The sequence below is a fragment of the Sphingobium scionense genome (assembly GCF_014197035.1).
Taxonomy (GTDB): Bacteria; Pseudomonadota; Alphaproteobacteria; order Sphingomonadales; family Sphingomonadaceae; genus Sphingobium; species Sphingobium scionense.
Map to the genome: position 1 here is coordinate 1 of NZ_JACIEU010000046.1, position 22653 is coordinate 22653.

23 protein-coding genes are annotated in these 22653 nt (G+C 60.5%); 13 read left to right on the top strand and 10 right to left on the bottom strand.

Features of this window, described 5'->3' with window-relative positions; genetic code table 11:
- Positions 1-453 precede the first annotated feature (453 nt).
- Positions 454-1878: a HAMP domain-containing sensor histidine kinase gene (locus GGQ90_RS26975; protein ID WP_188084457.1), complete on the bottom strand. Its 1425-nt coding sequence runs from the start codon at positions 1876-1878 to the stop codon at positions 454-456.
- Positions 1875-2564, bottom strand: a complete 690-nt coding sequence (locus GGQ90_RS26980; RefSeq protein ID WP_188084472.1) for a response regulator transcription factor — start codon at positions 2562-2564, stop codon at positions 1875-1877. Before GGQ90_RS26980 ends, GGQ90_RS26975 begins: the two co-directional genes overlap by 4 nt.
- A 209-nt stretch (positions 2565-2773) precedes the next feature.
- Between GGQ90_RS26980 and GGQ90_RS29175 the strand changes: the two genes are divergently transcribed.
- Genes GGQ90_RS29175 through GGQ90_RS26995 form a run of 3 tightly spaced genes read left to right on the top strand, consistent with a single transcriptional unit; the run spans position 2774 to position 6664 of the window.
- Positions 2774-3358, top strand: coding sequence for a type IV toxin-antitoxin system AbiEi family antitoxin domain-containing protein (locus tag GGQ90_RS29175; protein WP_223178484.1), 585 nt, complete (start codon positions 2774-2776; stop codon positions 3356-3358).
- A gap of 56 nt (positions 3359-3414) precedes the next feature.
- Entirely contained in the window at positions 3415-5877 is a 2463-nt protein-coding gene (locus tag GGQ90_RS26990) for a TonB-dependent receptor domain-containing protein (RefSeq protein ID WP_188084458.1), read from the top strand.
- Positions 5878-5935: 58 nt separating this feature from the next.
- Positions 5936-6664, top strand: coding sequence for a tetratricopeptide repeat protein (locus tag GGQ90_RS26995; protein WP_246428470.1), 729 nt, complete (start codon positions 5936-5938; stop codon positions 6662-6664).
- A gap of 37 nt (positions 6665-6701) precedes the next feature.
- Here the strand turns inward: GGQ90_RS26995 and GGQ90_RS27000 are convergent, their stop codons facing one another.
- From GGQ90_RS27000 to GGQ90_RS27025, 6 genes are all read right to left on the bottom strand, one after another.
- Positions 6702-7334, bottom strand: coding sequence for a tyrosine-type recombinase/integrase (locus GGQ90_RS27000; protein WP_188084459.1), 633 nt, complete (start codon positions 7332-7334; stop codon positions 6702-6704).
- A gap of 146 nt (positions 7335-7480) precedes the next feature.
- Positions 7481-7921 carry a nuclear transport factor 2 family protein gene (locus GGQ90_RS27005; protein WP_188084460.1) on the bottom strand — a complete coding sequence of 147 codons (441 nt, stop codon included), beginning with the start codon at positions 7919-7921 and terminating at the stop codon, positions 7481-7483.
- A 13-nt stretch (positions 7922-7934) separates the two neighbouring features.
- Entirely contained in the window at positions 7935-8975 is a 1041-nt protein-coding gene (locus GGQ90_RS27010; RefSeq protein ID WP_246428471.1) for a serine hydrolase domain-containing protein, read from the bottom strand.
- A 225-nt stretch (positions 8976-9200) separates the two neighbouring features.
- A protein-coding gene (locus tag GGQ90_RS27015) for an IS5 family transposase (RefSeq protein WP_188084461.1) occupies positions 9201-9964 on the bottom strand; the annotation gives its coding sequence in 2 pieces (ribosomal slippage) (positions 9201-9628 and positions 9628-9964; 765 coding nt in all).
- 285 nt (positions 9965-10249) lie between these two features.
- The gene (locus GGQ90_RS27020; RefSeq protein ID WP_246428472.1) at positions 10250-10459 is read right to left on the bottom strand and encodes a hypothetical protein; all 210 of its coding nucleotides are present in this window, start codon (positions 10457-10459) and stop codon (positions 10250-10252) included.
- Complete coding sequence (locus tag GGQ90_RS27025) at positions 10438-11190, bottom strand: Crp/Fnr family transcriptional regulator (protein WP_188084462.1); 753 nt, start codon at positions 11188-11190, stop codon at positions 10438-10440. Before GGQ90_RS27025 ends, GGQ90_RS27020 begins: the two co-directional genes overlap by 22 nt.
- A 256-nt stretch (positions 11191-11446) precedes the next feature.
- Here GGQ90_RS27025 and GGQ90_RS27030 point away from each other — a divergent pair, with 256 nt between their 5' ends.
- The 8 genes from GGQ90_RS27030 (at position 11447) to GGQ90_RS27065 (ending at position 20157) form a co-directional block, all read left to right on the top strand.
- Positions 11447-13684, top strand: coding sequence for a catalase (locus GGQ90_RS27030; protein WP_188084463.1), 2238 nt, complete (start codon positions 11447-11449; stop codon positions 13682-13684).
- A 72-nt stretch (positions 13685-13756) separates the two neighbouring features.
- Positions 13757-14911, top strand: coding sequence for a glycosyltransferase family 4 protein (locus GGQ90_RS27035; RefSeq protein ID WP_188084464.1), 1155 nt, complete (start codon positions 13757-13759; stop codon positions 14909-14911).
- On the top strand, positions 14904-15875 hold the full coding sequence (locus GGQ90_RS27040; RefSeq protein WP_188084465.1) for a glycosyltransferase family 2 protein: 972 nt from the start codon (positions 14904-14906) through the stop codon (positions 15873-15875). Before GGQ90_RS27035 ends, GGQ90_RS27040 begins: the two co-directional genes overlap by 8 nt.
- A gap of 287 nt (positions 15876-16162) precedes the next feature.
- Positions 16163-16918: a glycosyltransferase gene (locus GGQ90_RS27045; RefSeq protein ID WP_246428473.1), complete on the top strand. Its 756-nt coding sequence runs from the start codon at positions 16163-16165 to the stop codon at positions 16916-16918.
- Complete coding sequence (locus GGQ90_RS27050) at positions 16915-18042, top strand: acyl-CoA dehydrogenase family protein (protein WP_188084467.1); 1128 nt, start codon at positions 16915-16917, stop codon at positions 18040-18042. The genes GGQ90_RS27045 and GGQ90_RS27050 overlap by 4 nt, the downstream gene beginning before the upstream one ends.
- The gene (locus GGQ90_RS27055; protein WP_188084477.1) at positions 18042-18731 is read left to right on the top strand and encodes a PIG-L deacetylase family protein; all 690 of its coding nucleotides are present in this window, start codon (positions 18042-18044) and stop codon (positions 18729-18731) included. Before GGQ90_RS27050 ends, GGQ90_RS27055 begins: the two co-directional genes overlap by 1 nt.
- On the top strand, positions 18728-19315 hold the full coding sequence (locus GGQ90_RS27060) for an SAM-dependent methyltransferase (protein ID WP_188084468.1): 588 nt from the start codon (positions 18728-18730) through the stop codon (positions 19313-19315). Before GGQ90_RS27055 ends, GGQ90_RS27060 begins: the two co-directional genes overlap by 4 nt.
- Positions 19312-20157 (top strand): glycosyltransferase, encoded by an 846-nt coding sequence (locus tag GGQ90_RS27065; protein ID WP_188084469.1) that lies wholly within the window; start codon positions 19312-19314, stop codon positions 20155-20157. The genes GGQ90_RS27060 and GGQ90_RS27065 overlap by 4 nt, the downstream gene beginning before the upstream one ends.
- Before the next feature lie 36 nt (positions 20158-20193).
- On the opposite strand, the gene GGQ90_RS27070 is transcribed toward GGQ90_RS27065, so the two are convergent.
- Positions 20194-20646, bottom strand: a complete 453-nt coding sequence (locus tag GGQ90_RS27070) for a PA2169 family four-helix-bundle protein (protein ID WP_188084470.1) — start codon at positions 20644-20646, stop codon at positions 20194-20196.
- Between the two features lie 200 nt (positions 20647-20846).
- Between GGQ90_RS27070 and GGQ90_RS27075 the strand changes: the two genes are divergently transcribed.
- Both GGQ90_RS27075 and GGQ90_RS27080 read left to right on the top strand, forming a co-directional pair.
- Positions 20847-21110 (top strand): hypothetical protein, encoded by a 264-nt coding sequence (locus tag GGQ90_RS27075; RefSeq protein WP_246428474.1) that lies wholly within the window; start codon positions 20847-20849, stop codon positions 21108-21110.
- Between the two features lie 22 nt (positions 21111-21132).
- On the top strand, positions 21133-21411 hold the full coding sequence (locus GGQ90_RS27080; protein WP_188084478.1) for a DUF3253 domain-containing protein: 279 nt from the start codon (positions 21133-21135) through the stop codon (positions 21409-21411).
- A gap of 7 nt (positions 21412-21418) precedes the next feature.
- Here the strand turns inward: GGQ90_RS27080 and GGQ90_RS27085 are convergent, their stop codons facing one another.
- On the bottom strand, positions 21419-22528 hold the full coding sequence (locus GGQ90_RS27085; protein WP_188084479.1) for an extracellular catalytic domain type 1 short-chain-length polyhydroxyalkanoate depolymerase: 1110 nt from the start codon (positions 22526-22528) through the stop codon (positions 21419-21421).
- Positions 22529-22653 lie beyond the last annotated feature (125 nt).

Sequence of the window (22653 nt, forward strand, 5' to 3'; positions counted from 1 at the left end):
TCCAGGTTCGAGTTCGCATCCGAACCCTACCAGAAGATCGACGGTGGCCACCCTCTCAGGGAAACCTTCCTACACCACCCCGTGGGACACGACCGTTGGAAATTGCTGACTGCGCGTTCCTAACCCCATAAATTCCCTATCTAATTTCAGTATATCGACGGCTAAAACACCTATTCGCAACTCAAGATTGCTCCAAGCTTCGGAATGAACGGAATTGCGGCCACAGGCGCAAGAATTCGAGCCATAGCGGTTACTCCGCCAACGCCCCTTATCGGTCATTTGGGCCGCAATTCTCGAAGCCGAGCTGCGGACGGTCCGCTGTTGAGCAATCCCCTCTTGGAATTGGCCGCTTAGCGTGCGGCATTTCCTGTTCGCGCAGTCGAGATAATACTATTCGCACGCTGTTGCCTTCTGCCGCTTCGGCGGACGCTCAATGCGGTCATTTCTCTCAGATCAGCCATTCGTCGAGCGATCTATAACGCCGCCATCAACGCGCCCGGCGTCTGCAATCGGAAGACGCAGCACAATCGTTAAGCCGCGAGACGCTTTTTCAGCGCCGATTTTGCCATGATGTGCGTGGACAATCGCCCGCACCATGTTGAGGCCGAGTCCATGGCCGCCCTTTGAACGACTGGGGTCCAGCCGGACCAGTCGTTCAAATATCTTCTCCTGATCCCTTTCCGGCACGCCCAGGCCATCGTCCGCGACGGTCAGGATCGCACACCCTGCATATTGGCTGAGAGAGATCGTCGCGTTCACGCCTTCACCGGCATGCGCCAGGATATTTTCCAACAGATTGGCGACCGCGCGCTTGAGCAATTGGGCGTCCCCGTGGATCGTAACCGGTTGCAGGTCCACCGTCAGGCTGCGGCCGCCATCATCGAAGGCCGGGCGATAGGCATCGACGACATCCGTCACAACATCGTCGAGTTGCAATCCGACAAAGCGTTTGCGGGCGGCAAAGCCGCGCACCTCTGACACACCGAGCAAGCCGGCGAAGAGATCTAGCAGCGCGTCGATATCGATCATCGCGCGCTCCGCCGAGCGGCTGGCGACCGGATCGCCTGTCTCCGCAGCGAGCCGTTCCATATCCTGGCGAATCCGGCCGAGCGGCGTGCGCATGTCATGCGCCAGATCGCTGGATACCTGGCGCAGCGCGCCCATCAGTTCCTCGATCCGGTCGAGCATCTGGTTGAGGATGGTCGATATCCGGTCGAACTCGCTGCCCGATCCATCGACCGGCACGCGGCGGGCATAATCCCCCTCGATGATCCCCTGCGCCGTGCCGCTGATCAGCACCAGCCGTCGGCGGACCAGCCGGCCAAAGGCGATGGTGCTGGCCGTGCCCGTCAGCAGGATCACGCCGAGGCCGATCATCACGACGAACAGGATGCGATCATCGGACCGATGCAGCGCCAAGCGATCGGCCGCGATGACGAGTTGGCCGCCATCGGGCAGCCGGCGGCTGAGCGCCTGGGCCTCGCCGGTCGAACCGTCGGGATGGCGGATGGGCAGAAACTCGCTCCAGCCGTCAGCCGGCATCTTGGGGATGAGATGTCCGGCAATCCGGCGTCCTTGGGCATCGGCCAGCGCATAGAGCATCATCCGCCCGTCGCCGCCGGTCTCTGCAAGATAACCGGTGCCGCCGGTGGTGGCGCCATCACGGGCGCGCACCACCTGCGCGAGCTGGGCGGCACCGTTCGACGCATGGAAATCCAGCAGGGCATCCATCTCGCGTTCGATGCGATGGTCCATCTGCGCCTCGATCTCATGATGCGAGATCAGGATCGCGGCCGCACCCAGGATCAGGATGACCAGGCCAGATACCGCCGCCGACAGGATCGACAGCCCCCTTATGGTGCGCGGAAGCAGAGTCATTGCGCGCTGCTCAGCACCATATAGCCCGATCCCCGGACCGTGCGAATCGCGTCCTCGCGCCCACCCTCGTTCAGCTTGGTGCGCAGTCGGCTCATATGGGTTTCAACGATATTGGTCTTGGGATCGAAGCCGAAATTCCACACCCGGTCGAGCAACATGGTCCGCGTCACCGGCCGGTCCGGATTGCGCAGCAGGAATTCGAGCAGACTGAACTCGCGCGGCTGCAGTTCAACCAGGCGGTCGCCGCGCCGCACCGTGCGCCTGAGCAGGTCCATTTCGATGTCGGCGACGCGCAGCAGCGCCTGGAAATCGCCGCGATCACCCGGCGGTGGACGGCGCGCCAGCGCACCCAGCCGAGCCGTCAGTTCGGCAAAGGCAAAGGGCTTGATCAGATAATCGTCGGCGCCGCCTTCCAGCCCCGCCACCCGGTCCTCGATCCCGGCCATGGCCGACAGGATGATCGCCGGTGCATGGCATCCAGCTTCTCGCGCCAGCCGCAACATGGTGAGGCCATCGAGCCCCGGCACCATCCGATCGAGGATCAGGATGTCAAAGGCCTCGCTCAGGGTCCGCGCCAGGGCGGCCTTGCCGTCGCTTTCCGCGACGACGCAATGGCCCAGTTCCTTCAACCCCCGGCCCAGATAGTCCCGCGTTTCTCGATCATCTTCCAGCAGCAATATTCGCATCGCGTCCAACTAGTCTTGCCCTCCCTCCATGGCGCACCGCTCCATCGGATGATCATTGGGGTTTCTATACGATTTCCCAATGTTGCCCGATTTGATGGACCTGCGAACGCCTATCAGTAAACAGGCGCCATCTGCGAGTCATTATTATTAGCGCTCGCCCCAGCCGATCATGAAGGACGGGACGCCATGAAGCGCAGGAGGCAAGGGTCATGAAGTTCACGCGCTTGCTGGCCCGTCGCACGGCGCCGGAACGGCAGGTCATCGCGGCGCTGCGTGGACGACTGCCGGCCCGGCTCGCAGCCTTACCCGACGCAGGATCGGATTTCATCGCGCTGGTCGATCTTGCCGCCCAGCAGGGCGTACACTGCTTCGCCCTGCAATCGCCATTCGTCAGCGATGGCGAGGTCGAATTGCTCGCTTTGTTGGGCAGTGCGCAACGCCGTGCCCTTGTCGGCATAAGGGATGACAGAAAGGACGCGCCAGAACGGCTGCTCCGCTGCGGCCTGCTGCTGCGCGATGCCGGGATATGGTTGCCCGTGGCGCAGGCCGGCACCGACAAGGCATCGTCCGCGCTCTCCATGCCGCGCACGGAGCAGGCCGGGCTGGCGCGCGCGCGCGCACTGTCCCTTGCCCGCTCGCGGCAGGTCGCCAGCACCGGCGACTTCATCGGCATCGGCATCTCGCGCCAATATGTCAGCCGCCTCTGCAAGGAGGGGCATCTCCTGCGCGTCCGCCATGGCTGGTATCGCGCGGCGCCCATCGCCGCCGAAATGCGCCTCCATCACCATTCCTGACCCATGGGACCGGCACCAGCCGGCCCATTCACAACAGCAGAAAAAGGGGATTATCCGTGAACCTGAATGACACGCGCGACCGCGCGTCCACCAGCTTTCTGGCGCTGAGCTGCGTCGGCCTGTTTGCCACGGCCGCGCCGGCCATCGCCCAGTCGAACGACCAGCAAAATGGCGCCGAGGGCCAGAAGCTGGGCGGGGTCGTCGTTACCGACACCGCAATCGACGAGGAAGGCTACAAGGTCGACAAGGCGGACTCGTCGAAATTCACGGCACCGCTGGTCAACACCCCACGGTCGGTGACGGTCATCCCGTCGCAACTCATTCACGACACCGCATCGGCCTCCCTGACCGAAGCGCTGCGGACGGTTCCGGGCATTACCCTGGGCGCGGGCGAAGGCGGCAATCCGCTGGGCGACCGCCCCTTCATCCGTGGCTTCGACAGCCAGGCCAGCACCTATCTGGACGGCGTGCGCGATATCGGCGCGCAAAGCCGCGAAGTGTTCGCGGTCGAACAGATCGAGGTGGTCAAGGGCTCCGACAGCTCGATGGGCGGTCGCGGCAGCGCTGGCGGATCGATCAACCTGGTGTCGAAGGCACCCAAGGCCGACCGATTCATCGCCGCCAGCGGCAGCCTCGGCAATGCCGACTACAAGCGTGCGACGATCGACATCAATCAGCCGATCAACGACTTTGTCGGCGTGCGCCTGAATGCCATGTGGCATGACCAGGACGTTGCCGGTCGCGACGCGATCTGGTCGAAGCGCTGGGGCGTTGCGCCCTCGCTCAAGCTGGGCCTCGACGGCCCGACCAGCCTCACCATCGGCTATTATCATCTTCACACCGAAGAGCTGCCGGATTCGGGCATCCCCTATCTCTACACCATCGGCAACGCCCCGGCCGGCGTGACCGAAACCGGCCCGGCGCGGGATTTCACCACGATCGGCGGCAAGGAAATCAGCGTCCCGCGCGGCGCTTATTATGGCCTCAAGGATCGCGACTTCCGCGACACCAATGTCGACAATTTCACCATCCGCGCCGAACATGATTTCGGCGGTGTGACGTTGCGCAACACCACCCGCTACGGCCGCAGCACCCAGGGCTATGTCTGGACCCAGCCCGACGACCAGCAGGGCAATGTCTATGGCACCAACGCCGCCAATGCGGCGACCGCGGGCGGTCTGGTCTGGCGTCGCACCAACACCCGCTATTCCAAGACCGACGGCCTGCTGAACCAGACCGACCTGTCCGGCGAGTTCAGCATCGGCGGGATCAAGAACAGCTTCTCGGCCTCGCTGGAGTTCAGTCAGGAAAAGGCGGCTAACGGCACCTATGTGTCCAACGCCGCGACCGGCGCCGCGATCGCCAGCGGTTCGAGCGTCAGCCCGCGCTGCTCGACTGCGATGCTTGCCCGCTATAATTGCACGACCGTCGACAATCCCAACCCCAGCGATCCCTGGATCAGCTATGCCAGCGATACATCGACCGTAACGGCCGATATCGTGCGCAGCGCGCCCAAGACCTGGACCCTGTCGAAGACCACGACGCAGGCTGCGTCCTTCTTCGACACGATCACCATCACCGATCAGCTGCTGATCAACCTGGGCGGCCGTTTCGACCGCTACAAGACCAGCGTCAGTCCGGGTCTGGTCGCGACCTCGACCGCCAACCGCGCCTATTATGAGCGCGAGGATGATCTGTGGAACTATCAGGCCGGCATCATCTTCAAGCCGACCGAGAATAGCAGCCTCTATGCCTCGGCCTCCAGCTCCGCGACGCCGCCCGGCGCCTTCCTTGCCAATGGCAGCGAGGGCAATGCGCTCAACACCACCTCGCAGGCGCTGACCGATGCTCTGAAGGTCGAAAAGACCAAGTCCTACGAGATCGGCGCCAAGGCCAATCTGTTCGGCGACGCCCTGTCGCTGACGCTCGCCGCCTTCCGCACCGAGACCAAGAATGCCCGCGCCACCAACGATGCCGGCACGGTCGCCTATATCGGCGAGCGCAAGATCGAAGGCATCGAACTCGGCTTCAACGGCAATATCACGCCGGAATGGAACGTGTTCGGCGGCTATACCTATATGGACTCGGAGATCGTCGATGGCGGTTCGACCGTCACGACCGTCAACGGCGTGTCGATCGCCGCACCGAGCGTGAATACGGGCAAGCAATTCCCCAACACGCCCAAGCACAGCCTGACTGCCTTCACCAATTACAAGATCACCCCGGCCTTCACCATCGGTGGCGGCGCGATCTACATGGCGAAGGTCTATGGCGGCTATTCCGACACCCGCACCATCAGCAACGGCGCGGTCGTCATCACCAAGGAACTGGCCCGCATGGTGCCCAGCTACTGGCGCTTCGACGGCAACGCATCCTATGCGTTCAGCGATGCGGTGAGCCTGCAGGTCAACGTCAACAACGTCTTCAACAAGCGTTATTATGACAAGGCCTATGCCGCCCATTATGCCAATCAGGCCGCGGGCCGCACGGCGATCGCGACGCTCAACGTCAAATATTGATCCGCTGGCCCACCCGGCTGATTGATGATGGCCCGCCTCGCAAGGGGCGGGCCATTGCATGGAACAGATGATGCAGACCCAGCCCAGACTGATGACCATGACCGACGACGAGCGCGTCGCCGCGCTTGCCGGCCCGCCCGAGTGTGTCGCCCCCCTGCTGCTGGAAGCGGCGGAGGCTGGCCATGGCGAGGCGCAGTTGCTGGCTGGGCAATTATGCCTGGACGGCAAGGGGCTGGAACGTGATCCGGTCGCGGCGTTGCGCTGGTTCGGGCTGGCGGCGCAAGGCGGCAATGCCATGGCGATGAACATGGTCGGCCGCTGCTGCGAACATGGCTGGGGCACCGGCGTGGACAAGATCCTCGCTGCCCGATGGTATGGCGCGGCCGCCGATCAGGGTCTCGACTGGGGACTCTACAATCTCGCAACGCTCCATGCTCTGGGCGAAGGCGTGCCGCAGGATCGGACGCGGGCGCTCGCCCTGTTCCGTCAGGCTGCTGCCATGGGCCACGCCAAGTCGATCAACATGATCGGCAGTTTCTACGAGGATGGCTGGGTCGTCGATCGCGACATGGAACAGGCCGCCGATCATTATCGCCGCGCGGCCGAAGGCGGCGACTTTCGAGGCCAGTTCAATCATGCGCGGATGCTGGCCGCGAATGGGGATGAGCAAGGCGCCCGCTTCTGGCTTGACCGGATGCAGGAAACGGCGACGCCCGCCTTCCTGGCCAAGGCGGAAAACTGGATTCGCAAAAATCTGCAAAACGGGCGCGTAGCCGCCGCAGTGTAAGTCCTGGCTCCTCGCAGTGGCAAGGAGCCAGGCAATCTCAGATTTCGGTGCCCTCTGCCAACGTCAAAGCGTCCTCCACATCCACACCAAGGTATCTAACCGTGCTTTCGATCTTCGTGTGCCCAAGCAAAATCTGGACAGCGCGGAGGTTTCCGGTCGCCTTGTAGATGATCGATGCCTTGGTCCGCCGCAGAGAGTGGGTACCATAATCCTCACTGGGCAAGCCAATTCCGGTGACCCACTCATCGACAAGGCGGGCATATTGCCTTGTGCTTATATGGGTTGAGTGATCGGTGCGGCTGGGGAATGCAAAATCCTCCAGCGATCCACGCCGCAGCTCGAGCCATTTGAGCAGGCTGGCGCGAGCATCGTCCATCAGTTCAAACTGAACCGGCCTGCCGGTCTTTTGCTGAACGACAGTGGCTCGTGTTCGAATTTTTCGATCACAAACGATATCGCTGATCCTGATCTTCACCAAATCGCAGCCTCGCAGTTTACTATCGATGGCGAGGTCAAAGAGGGCCCGGTCCCGGACCCGTCCATGTTGATCGAGAAAGAAGCGGATCGCCCAGATCTGGCGAGGTTTGAGCGCTCGCTTCGCACCAACCTTACGTCCGGCGTTCCACGATATTCGCTCGCGAGCGGCGGGATCAAACTCGGATAATCCCATGACACATCTCCTGCGGCCATGATGGCCGCAGGAAGAACGCTTCAGAGTAGGCCCGCCCCTTCTCGGACACTCAGCGCCCGATCTTCGCTCCTTAGGTGCAGACCGTCAGCTATTCCGGCGACTGGCAAACAGCTATCGGCGCTCCGCTACTCCGCAGGCGTCGCGGCGCGGTGTCCGTAACTGAGCACGCTAGTAATCCGCCAAGTGCCATCCTGCTTTGCCCAGACCATCACGAACTTGGCGATTCCCTCGCACCGTCCCGTCGCCAGTTCACAAAAGCGGTGTTCGCCTTCCTCGATCGCGCCGTAGTCCTTGATCGGATAGACGCGAAACGTCGCCGGGATCAGCTCGCGCTTCACCTTCCCGCAAATATATTTGCGAACGCCGTCCACCATCGCATCACGCTCGAACGTCGCGCCGCCAGTATCGTGATAAAAGGCCACTTTCGGATCGAAATAGCCGGAGAAGGTCGGCAGGTCGCAGCGATTGTAGGCGTCGAACACCTTGGCATCGAGCGCGCCGATTTCCGTCGTCAGCGGATCGGGTGTCGCGAGCAGTGTCGCGGCAACGGCAATGGTGGTGAACATGATTTTGGTCCTGTCAGTTCATCTGGCCGCGAAGAAAGGCAATTAGCTTTGGATCGCTGCCGGTGAGCTCAAGGATGGGCAGAATGATCCGCCACCCGTTATCGCTGTTGGTCAGGATGACGATCCCGTCACCGCTCACGCGATCGATCGCGGCAAATGTGAAGGCCCCGGCATCCTTGCCGGTGTGGAGCATCGTCGCGCCCTCCGGAAAGCCGAGGAGTTGCCAGCCCAGTCCGAAGCCGGTCCAGGGTGGACAAGTGGTCGCTTTCGTTCCCGCACATATCCCGGGTGTCAGATCGGCTTGCGATTTGCTGCGCTCCGCCGAGACAGACGCAATCAGGCCCCGGTCGTTGCGGGCATCAATGAGGAAGCGCGCATAATCACGCGCCGTTGCGTGAGCCAGATCGGCAGCGTTGTATCGCGTCACCCGCTCGACAGGCAGCGGCTTGCCTACATCGTTGTATGGCACCGCGATTGGCATCGTCGCGCCTTGCGCCGACACATAGCCTGAGGCGCGCATGCGGGCAGGAGCGAACAGCCAGCGGCCCGCAAGCGTCTCGAACGACTGCCCGGTGCGACGCTCGGCATAGCGCGCTGCATATTGATAACCCTCGCCCGAATAGCCGGTGGTCGTGCCGGGGTCATGATCGAAGGCCAGCCCCTTTGCATCGCGCCAGTTCGGCAATCCGGTTTGATGGCTTAGCGCCATGCGGACCGTCAACTTCATCCGTCGCGGATCGCGCGACAGATCGGGGTCACTCCAGTAGCGATCCATCGGCTCATCGAGCGACAGCTTGCCGGCCGACACCAACCGCAGGATAACCTCTGCCGTTAGCGGCTTCGTCAGCGACGCGAGATTGTAGGGCGTGGAGACGGTCGCCGCGCGGTTCGGCCCCGCCATGCCCCAAGCCCCAGTCGACACGATCCGTCCGTTGCGGATCACGGCTATCGACGCGCTCTCCACGCGCTGTTCGCGCAGGGTTGCGGTCATATCCGGCAGCGCGCCGTTCGTTCTGGCGTCCGCCGCAGAGGCCCAAGCCGCCAGCGCGGTCAAACCGCCGTAAATTGTCCGTTTCAGCACACTAGCTGTATTATTCATATGATACAGTTAGCAGCATCGAAGTTCGGTCGCAACTTGGATCGTATTTCGCATCGATGTGACGAACCTAAGAACCGCTACGAGATTCCCGAATTGCTATCGTTTTCGGGATAGGCTGGCGAGGCAATAAGCTGTGTTTTCCGGGGGAGGCTCGGTGAAAGCTGGTCCTAGCGCGTAGACTCATAAGCTGGCGCACCAGATGCGTACGCAGATGAGCTTGATGGCTGCGAGGAAGTTGGCAGGGTCTTTGTCATAGCGGGTGGCGATGCCACGGAACTGCTTGATGCGGTTGAAGAATCGTTCGACGAGGTTTCGCTGTTTGTAGAGCCACGGCGAGAAGGCGAAGGGCTGCTTGCGGTTGGATCGATTGGGAATGTTGGCCCAAACGTTCCTGGCAGCAGCGGCTTTGCGGATGGCGTTGCTGTCATATCCTTTGTCCCCCAGCAGGGTTGCGCCCACGGGAATGGCCTCAATCAGCGCTTCGGCTTCACAGGCATCATGGACTTGCCCGCCGGTCAGTCTCAGGCCGACAGTGCGTCCGTCAGCATCGACAAGAGCATGGAGTTTGCTGGTGAGACCGCCCCGGGAACGTCCCATGCCACGATCGCAGCTTCCCCCTTTTTGCCCGTCGCACCATTCTGGTGGACGCGCATGCAGGTGGAATCGATCATCACCAGTTCGCCATTATATCCGGCGGAAACCGCTGCCAGAAGCCGGTCCCAGACCCCGGCTTTGCGCCAGCGGACGAACCGATTGTAACAGGTTGTCGAGGGCCCGTAGCGTTCAGGCACTTCGGCCCACGTCGCTCCTGAGCGAAAGCGCCACATAATCCCGTTGAGAACCCGGCGATCATCCACCCGCGCCACACCGCGCGGCTTGTTGGGCAGCAAAGGCTCGATAATCGCCCATTCCCAATCTGTCAGTTCGTACCGCCGCCGTGCCATCAAGCCCTCCTGTCCCAGAGGCTCCTGAATCACGCAAACCCTCGACCCTCAAGTCTTTTTATGAGTTTACGGCCTAATTGAAATCTCGGTGAGGCCACATTTGAATTGGGATGACAGTTTCTGGCCCAAATTGTCGTTGAGCACATCTTTTGCCGATGGCAGGTATGTCTCATGCCCTGCCTTCCGGCGTCGACCCTTTGTTGCCACTTAGCCGAGGCTTTTTGATCTCCAGTTACGGACGGTCAGCTCTCGCGGAGCAATTCCTCAAAGTACCTGACGTTACGATCATGCCATATTATCGGCCTGCCGTTCCGCAATCTCGGCAGCTGAAATCAGACTATCTCCGGTTTTCCGCGCCGCGTCTGCCGTCATCGTAATAGCAACGCCATTTGGGCCGTCCAGGATGACCAGACCATCTTCTGCACTCGCATTTCCCGGCTCACTCAAGGGCTGTGGCGTATTTGAAAATTCTATCATGTAATTGGCCTTGGGCATGAGGACGGAGCTTCGGCGGATTGCAGATCGATATAAAGATAGGCCGGGTTGAACTGACCTACGGCAGCCAATTTCTCAGGGTCCAAAATTTCCACGAGGGACGAACGAAAAACACATAGTCGCTCCTCGCGCAGCTGACGCAAAACGCGGTTGATATGCACGTTCGTCAGTCCACAGATTTCAGCCAGATCAGACTGGATAAGGCCAAGCGCGAAGCGCCGGCCGTCGCTCAGGCCCGCCGACATAAGGCGGACGTTCGTCTCGCTAATGAAATGCGCGACGCGACCTACCGCATCAAGCCGGCCGAGGCGAAATAGCCACGCACGATGGATCGCGGCATCGATCAATGTGGAAAACCATAATTTGCGTGACAATGCGGGCAGGTCTTCCGTGATCGCTTCCAACTCAGAATGCGGCACTATCGCGACTGTAGCAGCCGTCATCGTAGCCACGTCATGGTCGAGTATTTTCAGCGGAAACGCATGGAGATCGACAAAATCACCCGGCACATGCACCGCAACGAGCTGCCGCAAGCCGTTGCGATCGTCGATATAGCGGGACATGAAACCTTCAAGCAGCAATATGCTTTGGCTCAACTCCTCACCTGCCACCACGACATTGGTCCGCGGCGGCAACGTCTTGATCTCGCCGATGGCCGTTTCGAGCCGCGCCCGCTCCTCAATTTCAAGGTGCACGCCGCGCCTGTGTCTGAGAAACCGCTCGGTGAACATGAAAGCGTGATCCTGTCAAAATGAAGAAACTGCTCCAGCGGACGCCAGCGCGTAGCTATAACGGGCCGCGCGCCTGGCCGTTGCTTCGCTGGTCCCCACAATCGTGATGACACAGGTTAATTTACGCTCCGACCTGGCAACTTCGCGCAGCGCTGCCTGTTCCTGACTGCATCTCTCCCGCCGTCAGGGCTGCCATCGTCCGATCCGATCGGCTCCAGCCCTCATCGCGATAATCGCCAATTAGATGAGGATGATCATGGCCAAAACTCCACCCCCGTCGAAATCCAGCAAAGCCAAGGCAAGCGTTAAAGCGAAAGTCACAGCTGCCGACTTGTCATCTTCAGACATCGGTGGAGAAAGTCCTGAGAAAGCCTCTGCACTGCCCGCCGATGCGGCGATATTGCCGACCTATGCCGAGGCTCAGGGCAGCGGTGGGGAAACCCATCAGGTCGCGGGCGGCGACATCGCACCCCTCACGACCCAGCATGGCATCCCTGTGGCCGATGATCAGAACATCCTCAAGCAGGGCACGCGCGGACCTGCCCTGCTTGAGGATGCGCACTTTCGCGAAAAGATGTTCCATTTCGATCATGAACGCATTCCCGAGCGCGTCGTCCACGCGCGCGGATATGGCGCGCACGGTTATTTCGAACTGACTGAGAGCCTGGCTGACGTCACGCGCGCCGATGTGTTTCAACGGATCGGAGAGCGTACCCCCGCGTTCGTCCGCTTCTCAACGGTTGCAGGTTCAAAGGGATCGCCCGACCTTGCCCGCGATGTTCGCGGCTTTGCAGTCAAGCTCTACACTCAGGAGGGCAATTGGGATCTGGTCGGCAATAATATCCCTGTCTTCTTCATCCAAGATGCCATGAAATTCCCTGACCTTATCCATGCCGCCAAGCCCGAACCGGACCGGGATTTCCCCCAGGCGCAGACCGCCCATGACAATTTCTGGGATTTCATTAGCCTGACGCCCGAGAGCATGCACATGATCATGTGGATCATGTCCGATCGGACCATTCCGCGCTCGCTTCGGACGATCGAAGGCTTTGGCGTCCATAGCTTCCGGTTCGTGGACAGTGAAGGCAAGTCCATCTTCGTCAAGTTCCATTGGAAGCCCAAACAGGGGCTGCAGTCTGTAGTCTGGAACGAGGCGGTGAAGATCAACGGCGCCGACCCCGATTTTCATCGTCGCGACCTTTGGGATGCGATCAATGCTGGCGATTTTCCTGAATGGGAATTGGGTGTCCAGCTTTTCGATGACGCTTTTGCGGATAGTTTCGACTTCGACATTCTCGATGCGACCAAGCTCATTCCGGAGGAACTGGTGCCGGTTCGTATCGTCGGACGGCTGGTGCTCGATCGTGTCGTCGACAATTTCTTCGCCGAGACGGAGCAGGTTGCATTCATGACGCAGAATGTTCCGCCGGGCATCGATTTCTCGAACGATCCGCTCCTGCAGGGACGCAATTTCTCCTATCTCGATACCCAGATCAAACGCCTCGGCAGCACTAACTTCACCCATCTACCCATCAATGCCCCCAAATGTCCGATGGCCCATTTCCAGCAGGACGGTCATATGGCCATGCGCAACCCCAAGGGCCGCGTGAACTATGAGCCCAATAGCTGGGGGCCTACCCAAGGTGGCCCACGCGAAGACCCGGTGCGCGGCTTCACCAGCTTTGCCGAAACGGTTGATGGGCCGAAACAGCGTGTTCGGTCGGAGAGTTTCGCCGATCATTATAGCCAGGCTCGGCAATTCTTCATCAGCCAGGCTCCAAGCGAACAGAAGCATATCGGCGATGCCCTGGTGTTCGAACTATCCAAGGTGGAGCGGCCCGACATACGCTCGCGCACCGTGTCTCATCTCATCCATGTCGATGCGGCGCTGGCTGAGACGGTCGCCGATGGGCTTGGTATCGGTCTGCCTGAAGCCGCGGTCGCCGCGCGCGCGCCTATCGATGATTTGCCACCCTCAAACTCGCTGAGCATCGTCAAGAATGGACCCGACAGCTTCAAGGGTCGCAAACTTGGTATATTGCTGAGCGATGGCGCTGATGCAGCCATCTTCAAAGCGCTGCTTGAGGCTGTCGATGATGAAGGCGCGGTATATGAAGTGATTGCGCCAAAGATTGCGGGCGTAACTTTGTCCGACGGCAAAACAGTAGCGGCCAAACATAAGATCGATGGCGGACCTTCCGTCCTGTTCGACGCTGTCGCTATCCTGGTGTCTGCGGAAGGCGCTGCTTCTCTGGCTCTTGACGCAGCGGCTAGGGATTTTGTGACCGATGCCTTTGCCCACTGCAAATATATCGGCATCGGCAAGGACGCCGAGGCCATATTCGTCAAGGCGGGCATAGCGGAAGATCTGGACGAGGCCTGCCCTCCGATTGCGAAGCCGTCCGACGCAAAGGCATTCATCCAGGCTTGCAGGGCCCTGCGTCACTGGCCCCGCGAGGCTGCGGTCGATCTGGATGCTCAGCCGGAAAGCTGACCTTTTCGTCCCTTTCTTTCGAGTGCCGGCGACATGCCGGCCCTCCTTACCAACCTGTAAGGACGACGCCAGATGCGGATCGGCATCATTGCACACCTTAAATATCCGATTGCCGAGCCATTTGCGGGCGGATTGGAAATGCATACGCATCTCCTCGCCCGGTCGCTGCGGGATCGGGGACATGCCGTAACCATATTTGCCTCTTCGCGATCGGAGCCCGGCCTGGGCCTGGAAGCGATCTGTTCGGAGACGGCGATCAGCACCGTGGGCACGGCAGAGGCGCCGGACGTGGCCTTCTTCAAGGAGCATCATGCCTATCTCAGTCTGATGAGTGAGCTTCGCCATCGGCGTTTCGACGTCATCCACAATAATAGCCTACATTATATCCCGGTAACGATGGCCGACAGTCTGCCGATGCCAATGGTGACCACGCTGCACACACCGCCTTTTTGCTGGCTCGAGAGCGGCATTCGCCTGTGCCGGGCGCGCAACAACGCCTTCGTCGCTGTTTCCAATGCTGTCGGCAAATTATGGAACCATGTTCTGCCGGTCGATTCGGTCATCATGAACGGCATCGATCTCGATCGGTTCTCCTTTCACCCTGCGCCCGACGCGGAGACCTATCTGGTCTGGTATGGGCGTATCGTCCCGGAAAAGGGGCTGCACCTAGCGATCGCGGCCGCAAAGCAAGTCGGATTGCCACTCAGGATCGCGGGCCCGATCCTGGACGAAGTCTATTTTCGAGAAAAGATTGCACCGCGTCTGGGTGCCGACGCCATCCATGTCGGCCATCTCGCGCATGGAAGGCTTGCAAAGTTGGTAGCCGGCGCGCGCGCTTTCATGTGCACGCCTCTCTGGGACGAACCTTACGGACTGGTAGTCGCCGAGGCGCTCGCCTGCGGTGTGCCCGTGGCCGCTTTTGCCCGTGGTGCGATACCCGATATTCTGGATCATTCTTGCGGCGTGCTGGCAGTTCCCGACGACGTCCAATCGCTGGCGCAGTCGACCTTGGCCGCCCTGACCCTTGATCGCCACGCATGCCGTCGTCGCGCCGAGCAAGTCTGCGACGCTGCTCGCATGATTGATGCCTATGAAGCTCTCTATCGCAGGCTTGTCGCGGGTGGTGACGCTCGGTTGCGTCTGGTGGGCGAAACGCGCGAGGATTTGATGCCGGCTGCGCTCACTCAACAATCCAAGACTGTGATGGAAGCCCCGTTACATGGCTGAACCGGCACCCCGCCTTGCCTCACCGGAGTTCGGCACTTCGCCGGTTTCTCTGTGCGTGTGTGTCCCGGCGCGCAATGAAGGTGAGCGGATTGCCACATTGTTGGAAGCCATCGCCGCGCAGTCATGGCCGGGAATCATCTGCGTCTCGATCGCCGTAAACAATACGACGGACGACAGCCTGGAGAGGATTGGCGAAGCACGAACGCGTCATGCCGGCCGGCTAGATATCCGGGCCGTGGTGGCCGAATTCCCGGCGGCTTTGGCGCATGCAGGATCTGCGCGGCGATTAGCCATGACAGAAGGGCTTCGGTCCCTTTCCAGCTTTGAGGCAGGAATTCTCGTCAGCACGGATGCGGACGTACGCCCGCCTGTCGATTGGCTGAGCAACATTGTGGCGGCCTTCGGGCGAGGCGCTGATCTGGTCGGTGGAAAGATCGTTATCGACGAAGAGAATGAGCCTTTGCCGCCATCGGTAACCGAGTTGCGGTGGGCATGGGATGATTATTGGTCGAAAGTGCGGGAGATCGAGGATCGCATCGATCCTCTTATATGGGACCCGGCGCCGCGGCACGGCGATCATACTGGCGCATCCCTCGCCATTCGAGCAAACTTGTATCTCGCTTGTGGCGGCGTTCCACTCCTTCCGACCGGGGAAGATCGCGCGCTGGTCCAGGCGGCCGTCGCCATGGGTGGCAGGCTGGCGCATCCTGCCGATGTCTATGTTCGTGTTTCACCCAGAACCGATGGGCGCGCCGAAGGTGGCATGGCAGTGGGAATGCGTGCCCTGTTCAAGGCAGCAGAGTCGAAGAACCCACCCATGGCGCCAGCCTTCGACCATTGGATCGAGCGTGCGACATGGCGCAAATCCATGCGCCAGCGTGCCGATGGCGGTGCGAACATCGCGCACCATGAGGCGTGCCTTCCGCCCATGCCACACGATATGCAACTGAAGGCCAGACGATGAGCCTCCGGCCGATCGGCTATTATGTCCATCATCACGGTGCCGGGCATTTGGCCCGCGCGCGCGCCATCGCCAATGCGTCAGCTGGCCGTGTCGTCCTTCTTGGGACAGGGATAGGTTCACTGGGTATCGACCTTGACGATGATCGCCTCGACACCGGTGCGTTCGATGGCGCAGATGGATCTTATTGCCGACCCGACAGCCTGCACTATGCTCCGCTGGATCATGAAGGCATCCGTTCGCGGATCGCGACGATCGCACGGTGGATCGACAGTCATAGGCCCGCCCTCATGGTCGTCGATGTGTCTGTTGAAATCGCCATGATGGCGCGTCTGGCGTCTGTCCCGATTGTCTATGTCCGGTTGAACGGCGATAGGACCGACCGGCCCCATCTGGATGCATTCCAGGGTGCTACGGCGTTGATGGCACCCTTTCATCAGGATCTGGACGCGGCCTCCATCCCGACATGGGTGCGAAAAAAGACGCGCTATCTTCCCGGCATCACAACAGGCCGTCCAACCCCTACGAGAAATGCCGATCCCACTATCCTGATCGTCGTAGGTCGCGGAGGTCAGTCAGGCGATGGCGAAGCTTTCGCACAGGCCGCCCGATGCTGTCCGCAATGGCATTGGCGGGTGATCGGACCATGCTCGATGCCGCATGATCCTCCCTCGAACCTTGCCATCCTTGGCTGGGTGCAGGATTCCGATCGTGAGATTGCCCGCGCGACGCTGGTGGTTGGGGCAGCCGGCGATGGATTGGTGGGTAGCGTGCTTGCCGCCGACCGCCCTTTCGTCTGCATAGCCCAGGACCGGCCTTATGACGAGCAACGCACGACGGCGCAACGGCTGGGGGAAGTCGGCGCGGCCCTGGTTTTTGATAGTTGGCCCCAGCCTGAGCGGTGGCAACAGCTGATACGCGATACGCTGGCATTGTCGCCAGAGGCCCGGCAAAAGCTGCACGATCCCAATGGCGCGCGCAGGGCTGCCGAATGGCTCGACATGGTAGCGGGCGCCACCTGCCCTGGGCAGGAGGAGGCCGCATGAGCATCGCTGATGTAAAGCCGATAGAGAACAACACGCCGGCGCAGCGAGCGCAAGCCATCGCAGAGCCTCTCGGTAACCTCGGTACACGCTATGATGCCGCTCCGGTATTTCCAATTGAGAGCGTGAAGCTGCTGCGGGGAGCCGGATTGCTGCAGCCATTCGCGCCGATCAGCGCCGGCGGCGACATCTTTCCCGACCGTCAGTCTCAATATATGTCCATGATGTCTGTCCTGCGTATCATTGGACGTGCGGATCTTAGCGTCGGGCGGCTGTATGAAGGGCATCTCAACGCGCTTTTGCTGTTCGACTGGTTTGGCACGGCTGTTCAATGCGCGGTCCTGCACCAGCAATTGCACGATGGTGCGCTGTTCGGCGTCTGGGCGACCGAACCACCGCCCGGAGTGCGCCTCGGCGGCGCAAGCAACAGCTGGACCCTGGAAGGCGCCAAATCCTTTGCAACCGGCGCGGGCGGGCTGACCCATGCGATCATCACGGCGCAACCATCGGGTGGTCCAAGGCAGCTTGTCATCGTTCCGGCGGATGAAGCCGCGCGAACGGACCTGTCGCAATGGCGCATGCGCGGCATGCGTGCGACAGGAAGCGGGACCTACGACTTAAGTGGCGTGTCCGTTGGACCCGACGCCCTTCTGGGAAACGGCGGCGACTATGATCTGGAGCCGGACTTCACGACTGGTGCGTGGCGTTTTACCGCTGTCCAGCTCGGCGGTGTCGAGGCGCTGTTAACCGAGACACGCGCCGCCATGACGACAGCAGCCCGCGAAGATCCGTTGCAGCGTGCCAAATTCGCCGATGCGGTCGTTGCGGCGCGATCTGCTTATCTGTGGGTTCGCGAATGCGCCACCCGCGCAGCGGCGGGTGACGAGGATGGCCCGGCGTTCGCCCGAATGACCCGTGGCGTCGTCGAACGGGCAGCGCTCGACGTTATGGAATTGGCAAGCCGGATCATTGGCACGCGCAGCGCCATCGATGGGCAACCTATCGACAAGATCATCCGGGATCTAAGCGTCTATTTGAGACAGGCCGGACCCGATTATGCAAAGGATCAGGCGGCGATCGCATGGCTCGATCATGATGCCTGGGGTAGCGGAGATATCCTATGGTGATGGGGCGCAGCGGCGCATATCCCCTGACCGCAAGGCCGTGGCGTGGCCTTCGCTGGCTCGTCATTGCCCCGCACCCTGACGACGAAACGCTGGGTACGGGCGCACTCATTGCCCATATGGCCAAAGCAGGAAGATTCGCTGGTCTCGTCTATCTGACCGATGGGTCTGGATCGCATCCGCTTAAAGATGGGAAAGCAGGCTCGATCGTCGCTGCCCGTCAGCGCGAGGGGCGGCAGGCATTGCAGCGCCTTGCAGGCTTGCAAGTCAAAGCGCCCTTATGCCTTGGATGGAAGGACGCGACGCCTGACGTCCCAGGTTCGGTGCTTTTCGGCAGAAGTTGCCGCAAACTTGCTGCGTTGTGCGGACGACTACGCGTAGATGTCCTGGTGACGACATCCCCTCATGAGCCGCATTGCGACCATTCTGCGGCAGCTGGCCTGGCTCATGCCGTCAGGATCAGGTCGCGGGGCCGGATCACCGTCGCTGAATATTGCGTCTGGAGTGAGGCACCTAGTAGCCGAACCCACAAGACGCTTATCACGCCGTCCATGTCGCCGGGCGTCAGGCGCAACGCCCTTGCAGCCCATCGCAGCCAGCTTACCGCCTCGCACGGCCTTGGCTTTCGTCTGCCTAAAGACAAGCGATCGATGGCACCGCACGACCTTCTTTACGTCAGGAGGCGCCCATGAAACGACATCGAACGACCCTGGACCCGGATTATTTCGAGCGCATGTTTAGCGGGACGAGCGATCCGTGGGATCTGGAAAGCAGCTCTTACGAGCAGGCGAAATTCGAAGACAGCATAGCGGCACTTGGCAGCCGGAACTACGCCAGCGGCTTTGAAGTGGGTTGCGCCAAAGGAATGCTGACCTTGAAACTCAGCGCCTTATGCAAAGCCCTGCTGTCCATCGACGTGAGCGAAACCGCGCTGGCAGCCGCTAAACAGCGCACGGCCCATCTCGATCACGTCACATTCGAGCAAATGGCTTTTCCTCGAACGGCACCCTCCGGGCAGTTCGAATTGATAGTCCTGTCCGAGGTCGCATATTATTGGGACGATATGGACATTGGTCGTGCGGCCGAGTGGCTGGAAGCGCATCTCCTTGTTGGCGGTGACCTCCTGCTCGTGCATTTTACCGAAGACACCGACTATCCACAAAGCGGTGACGACGCGGTCGCCAAGCTGTCTGGATCACTGACCAACGCGATGACGGTGGTCACCGCTTACCGACGGCCACGCTATCGTCTCGATCTGTGGCGGCGTGCCCTGTGAGCATCAGCGTTCTGACCATCGTCAAGAACCGGGAGGGCCATCTTGCCGAACTGGTGGAAGGGTTGAGGCGCAGCTTCGTTTTTCCTGATGAACTGGTCATTGTCGATATGGGCAGCACGCCTGCCCTGATCGCACCTGAAGCTCCATTCCCGGTTCGCCTTGTTACGCTGGAGCGGACCGGCCTGCCGCTCGCCGCCGCTCGCAACGCTGCGGCGCACACAGCAATGGGCGAGCATCTTCTCTTTCTGGATGTGGACTGCATACCCATGCGCCACCTTTTAGGGGAAATGGACGATGAGCTTGAACGCGCCGACGCACTAATCTGTGCGGAAGCCTTATATCTGGGTCCAACAGACGTTCGTGATGGGTGGGAAGAAGATCATCTCAAGCTATCAGCCAAACCCCATCCCATCCGCGCATTCCCGGCGAAAGGCATTCGAGAGGAGGCCAATGCCGGGCTCTTCTGGTCATTGGTTTTCGGCATCCGTCGGAATCGGTTCACTGACCTGCAAGGTTTTGATGAAGCCTTTGATGGCTATGGCGCGGAGGATACGGACTTTGGCTTCCGGGCGCGGGATGCAGGCATTCCGCTCCTGTTCAAAGGCGGCGCTGGCGCTTTTCACCAGCATCATGAGGTATTTGACCCTCCACTCCAGCATCTGGAGGACATCGTGCGTAACGCGCAGCTTTTTCGCGATCGCTGGCAATTCTGGCCTATGACAGGGTGGCTCGATGCCTTTGCGAAAATGGACCTCATCGCCATGACGGACAATCGCATCATCCTGCGCCGGGCAGCTAATGCCGTTGAACTTTCAGGCGCCCGGCGGTCATCGGCATTCTAGGCATCGAAGGCGGCGGGTTGCCCCGCCGCCACGCATTCAACGTTCCATCGAATGCTTGATGTCGCGAATTTCGTCATGGCCCGCCTTGACCGACGTGTAGGCTGAAGCGACGAGCGTCTGCACAGCGGACGAGAGCTCCCGATCTTCGAGCGCATCTTCATATTTGGCCTTGATATGATCTTCGCCGGCCTCGACCTCGTTGATGATCGCCTTGTCATCATGGCCGGTAACGACGGATTTGAGATTGAGGAAAACGCGATGCGCGCCTGCCAGGATGGTGCCGTCATCCTCGGGTTCACCGCCCAGAGAGGAAACGTGCTGCTGGAGCTGTGAAACCAGCTGGCGGCGTTCACCGGCAAGGCCGTTGAACAGTGTCACAAAGCCAGAATTTTCCGTATTTTTTGCATCTTCCGTATAGCCTTCGACGCTATCGAGCGTGGTAGCGATCAGGCTGTTGAGCGTTGAAATGTCATGGCTGAGTTCGGTCATGGGACATCCTCACTATGGACCCGCCGCCAGACGCGGCTGTCTCGGGATCTGAACGACCAATGGTCGGGAAAGACCCTTTCTAGAATCGGAAATTAACTTGCGTCAGTGCGATAGTTGGCCGGCACGAAGGCCCCAAGAGCTGCGTTGACCAAAGATATGAGATGCACTTTACCGATACACGATAGACAAATTGCTGAGGGATGACCATGGAACAATATTATGCGCATGGTCGGCGGGATGGCCTGCGGCTGGCGCTGTCGATTCTGGCGGCAGAAGAAGCGAAATGGGCAACATTGCTGGGAGAAAGCCGATCGTGGCGAACCAATGCCACGCGTGAAGTGCGGTACAAGACGTTGAAAGTCGCGCAACAGCGACTGCGTACGGCGCTAAACCGCCTCACGCCCAAATCCGATCACGCCATCGATCCCGAGGTCGCCTCGGCCCTCGAGGAAATCGGGCTATAATTCTGTCATGACCCACGACAACATGCCTGCCCCGTCAGACGATGCGCGTACCGCTGTGTTGGAACTGCTCGACCGCCGCTCGGACCGGGCGACAATCTGTCCAAGCGAAGTGGCAAGAGCAATCGCCAGCAAAGCCGGCGCCGACCCGACGGAACAGGACTGGCGTGCGGTAATGCCGGTCGTTCACGCCGCGATCGATCAGATGGTGGACGATGGGCTGATCGAACTGAATTGGAAGGGAAAAAGCATGCCATCACGCAGCGGCCTCGACCGGATCGGTCGAGCGCACCGCGAGGACTGAACTGCCTTCACCGCATAAGACCGGCGGCGCGCAGAGCATCGTGGATGATTTTTTCGACGCCAGCCTTCCCGGATAATATCGGGCGCGCAGGTTCGGACGGCAACGGTTCCAAACGGCCTATCCTTGGTGCCGGCACATGAGATGCGGCTTCTGGATTTTTTCGTACCGATTGCGCAGAAGTGCGCTCCTTCTCGGCCTCCAGCAAACCCCAGGACGCTGCGATTCGACGTGTCGACGAGATACCGGCCTCCAGCATATGCGGCATCACCGCGCCGCAAGCCTCCGGGCCGGTCGTGGCCAGTGGCGTGCCATGGCCCATATTGGAAATGCGATAATCCTCGATTAGCGCTCGTCCGGTTCCATCGTGCCACACCCGATGACGGTGGCCGGCTATCTTTTCCGAAACGTTCGGTGTCGGCTCGATATCGTGGACTGAAAGCCATTGGGCAAGAATTGCATCTGCATTGGTGCTGCTGACCGTCGCGTCGGCGCTGCCATGCCATATCGAAATACTGGGCCACGGACCTTCATGGTCCGACGCGCGACGGACGCGATCGCCCAGTTCCCTGGCGTTATATGCTCCCGCGCCTCGCATGGCTTCGAATGCCTGCGGAGTGTTGGATGCTGACCCGTGCGGCAGACCCGCGATGATCGCACCGCCGGCGAACAATTCCGGATAGCTGGCCAGCATGACGGAGGTCATCGCGCCACCTGCGGAAAGGCCGGTCACGAATATGCGTGACGGATCGACATCATATGCGTCAACCATCGTCATGATCATTTGGCGGATGGACAGCGCTTCGCCACGACCGCGGGCATTGTCGGTCGCAGAGAACCAGTTGAAACACAGATTGGGGTTGTTAGCGCGCTGCTGCTCCGGAAAAAGAAGCAGAAAACCATGCTCGTCGGCCAACTGGGACCAGCCTGAGCCCCGATCATAGCCTCCGGCACTTTGGGTGCAGCCATGCAAAACGACAACGAGCGCCGGATTCTCGGCCAGGCGCTCAGGCACATAGCTTCTAGCGTTTAATTCGCCGGGATTGGCACCAACTATATGAAGGTCCGCCAAGCGGCTTTGTCCAACGGCATCGGCTTGGGTTAGATGAGTCGCTCGCATTGCTGCCAGTCGGGCGATTGTGGCGGATAATTGTGGATCGGCGTGCAAAAAGAACCCCGTTAGCGGGGTGATCGGCGTCTAAAAGGGACCCCTCATTTCGATGGTTTAAGCAGCCGGCTGGATTT

Coding starts and splice junctions, on each gene's coding strand:
- GGQ90_RS26975 (WP_188084457.1), bottom strand. CDS start 1,878: ATGACTCTGCTTCCGCGCACCATAAGGGGGCTGTCGATCCTGTCGGCG.
- GGQ90_RS26980 (WP_188084472.1), bottom strand. CDS start 2,564: ATGCGAATATTGCTGCTGGAAGATGATCGAGAAACGCGGGACTATCTG.
- GGQ90_RS29175 (WP_223178484.1), top strand. CDS start 2,774: ATGAAGTTCACGCGCTTGCTGGCCCGTCGCACGGCGCCGGAACGGCAG.
- GGQ90_RS26995 (WP_246428470.1), top strand. CDS start 5,936: ATGGAACAGATGATGCAGACCCAGCCCAGACTGATGACCATGACCGAC.
- GGQ90_RS27000 (WP_188084459.1), bottom strand. CDS start 7,334: ATGGGATTATCCGAGTTTGATCCCGCCGCTCGCGAGCGAATATCGTGG.
- GGQ90_RS27005 (WP_188084460.1), bottom strand. CDS start 7,921: ATGTTCACCACCATTGCCGTTGCCGCGACACTGCTCGCGACACCCGAT.
- GGQ90_RS27020 (WP_246428472.1), bottom strand. CDS start 10,459: ATGCCCAAGGCCAATTACATGATAGAATTTTCAAATACGCCACAGCCC.
- GGQ90_RS27025 (WP_188084462.1), bottom strand. CDS start 11,190: ATGTTCACCGAGCGGTTTCTCAGACACAGGCGCGGCGTGCACCTTGAA.
- GGQ90_RS27030 (WP_188084463.1), top strand. CDS start 11,447: ATGGCCAAAACTCCACCCCCGTCGAAATCCAGCAAAGCCAAGGCAAGC.
- GGQ90_RS27035 (WP_188084464.1), top strand. CDS start 13,757: ATGCGGATCGGCATCATTGCACACCTTAAATATCCGATTGCCGAGCCA.
- GGQ90_RS27040 (WP_188084465.1), top strand. CDS start 14,904: ATGGCTGAACCGGCACCCCGCCTTGCCTCACCGGAGTTCGGCACTTCG.
- GGQ90_RS27045 (WP_246428473.1), top strand. CDS start 16,163: ATGGTCGTCGATGTGTCTGTTGAAATCGCCATGATGGCGCGTCTGGCG.
- GGQ90_RS27050 (WP_188084467.1), top strand. CDS start 16,915: ATGAGCATCGCTGATGTAAAGCCGATAGAGAACAACACGCCGGCGCAG.
- GGQ90_RS27055 (WP_188084477.1), top strand. CDS start 18,042: ATGGGGCGCAGCGGCGCATATCCCCTGACCGCAAGGCCGTGGCGTGGC.
- GGQ90_RS27060 (WP_188084468.1), top strand. CDS start 18,728: ATGAAACGACATCGAACGACCCTGGACCCGGATTATTTCGAGCGCATG.
- GGQ90_RS27070 (WP_188084470.1), bottom strand. CDS start 20,646: ATGACCGAACTCAGCCATGACATTTCAACGCTCAACAGCCTGATCGCT.
- GGQ90_RS27075 (WP_246428474.1), top strand. CDS start 20,847: ATGACCATGGAACAATATTATGCGCATGGTCGGCGGGATGGCCTGCGG.
- GGQ90_RS27080 (WP_188084478.1), top strand. CDS start 21,133: ATGCCTGCCCCGTCAGACGATGCGCGTACCGCTGTGTTGGAACTGCTC.
- GGQ90_RS27085 (WP_188084479.1), bottom strand. CDS start 22,528: ATGCGAGCGACTCATCTAACCCAAGCCGATGCCGTTGGACAAAGCCGC.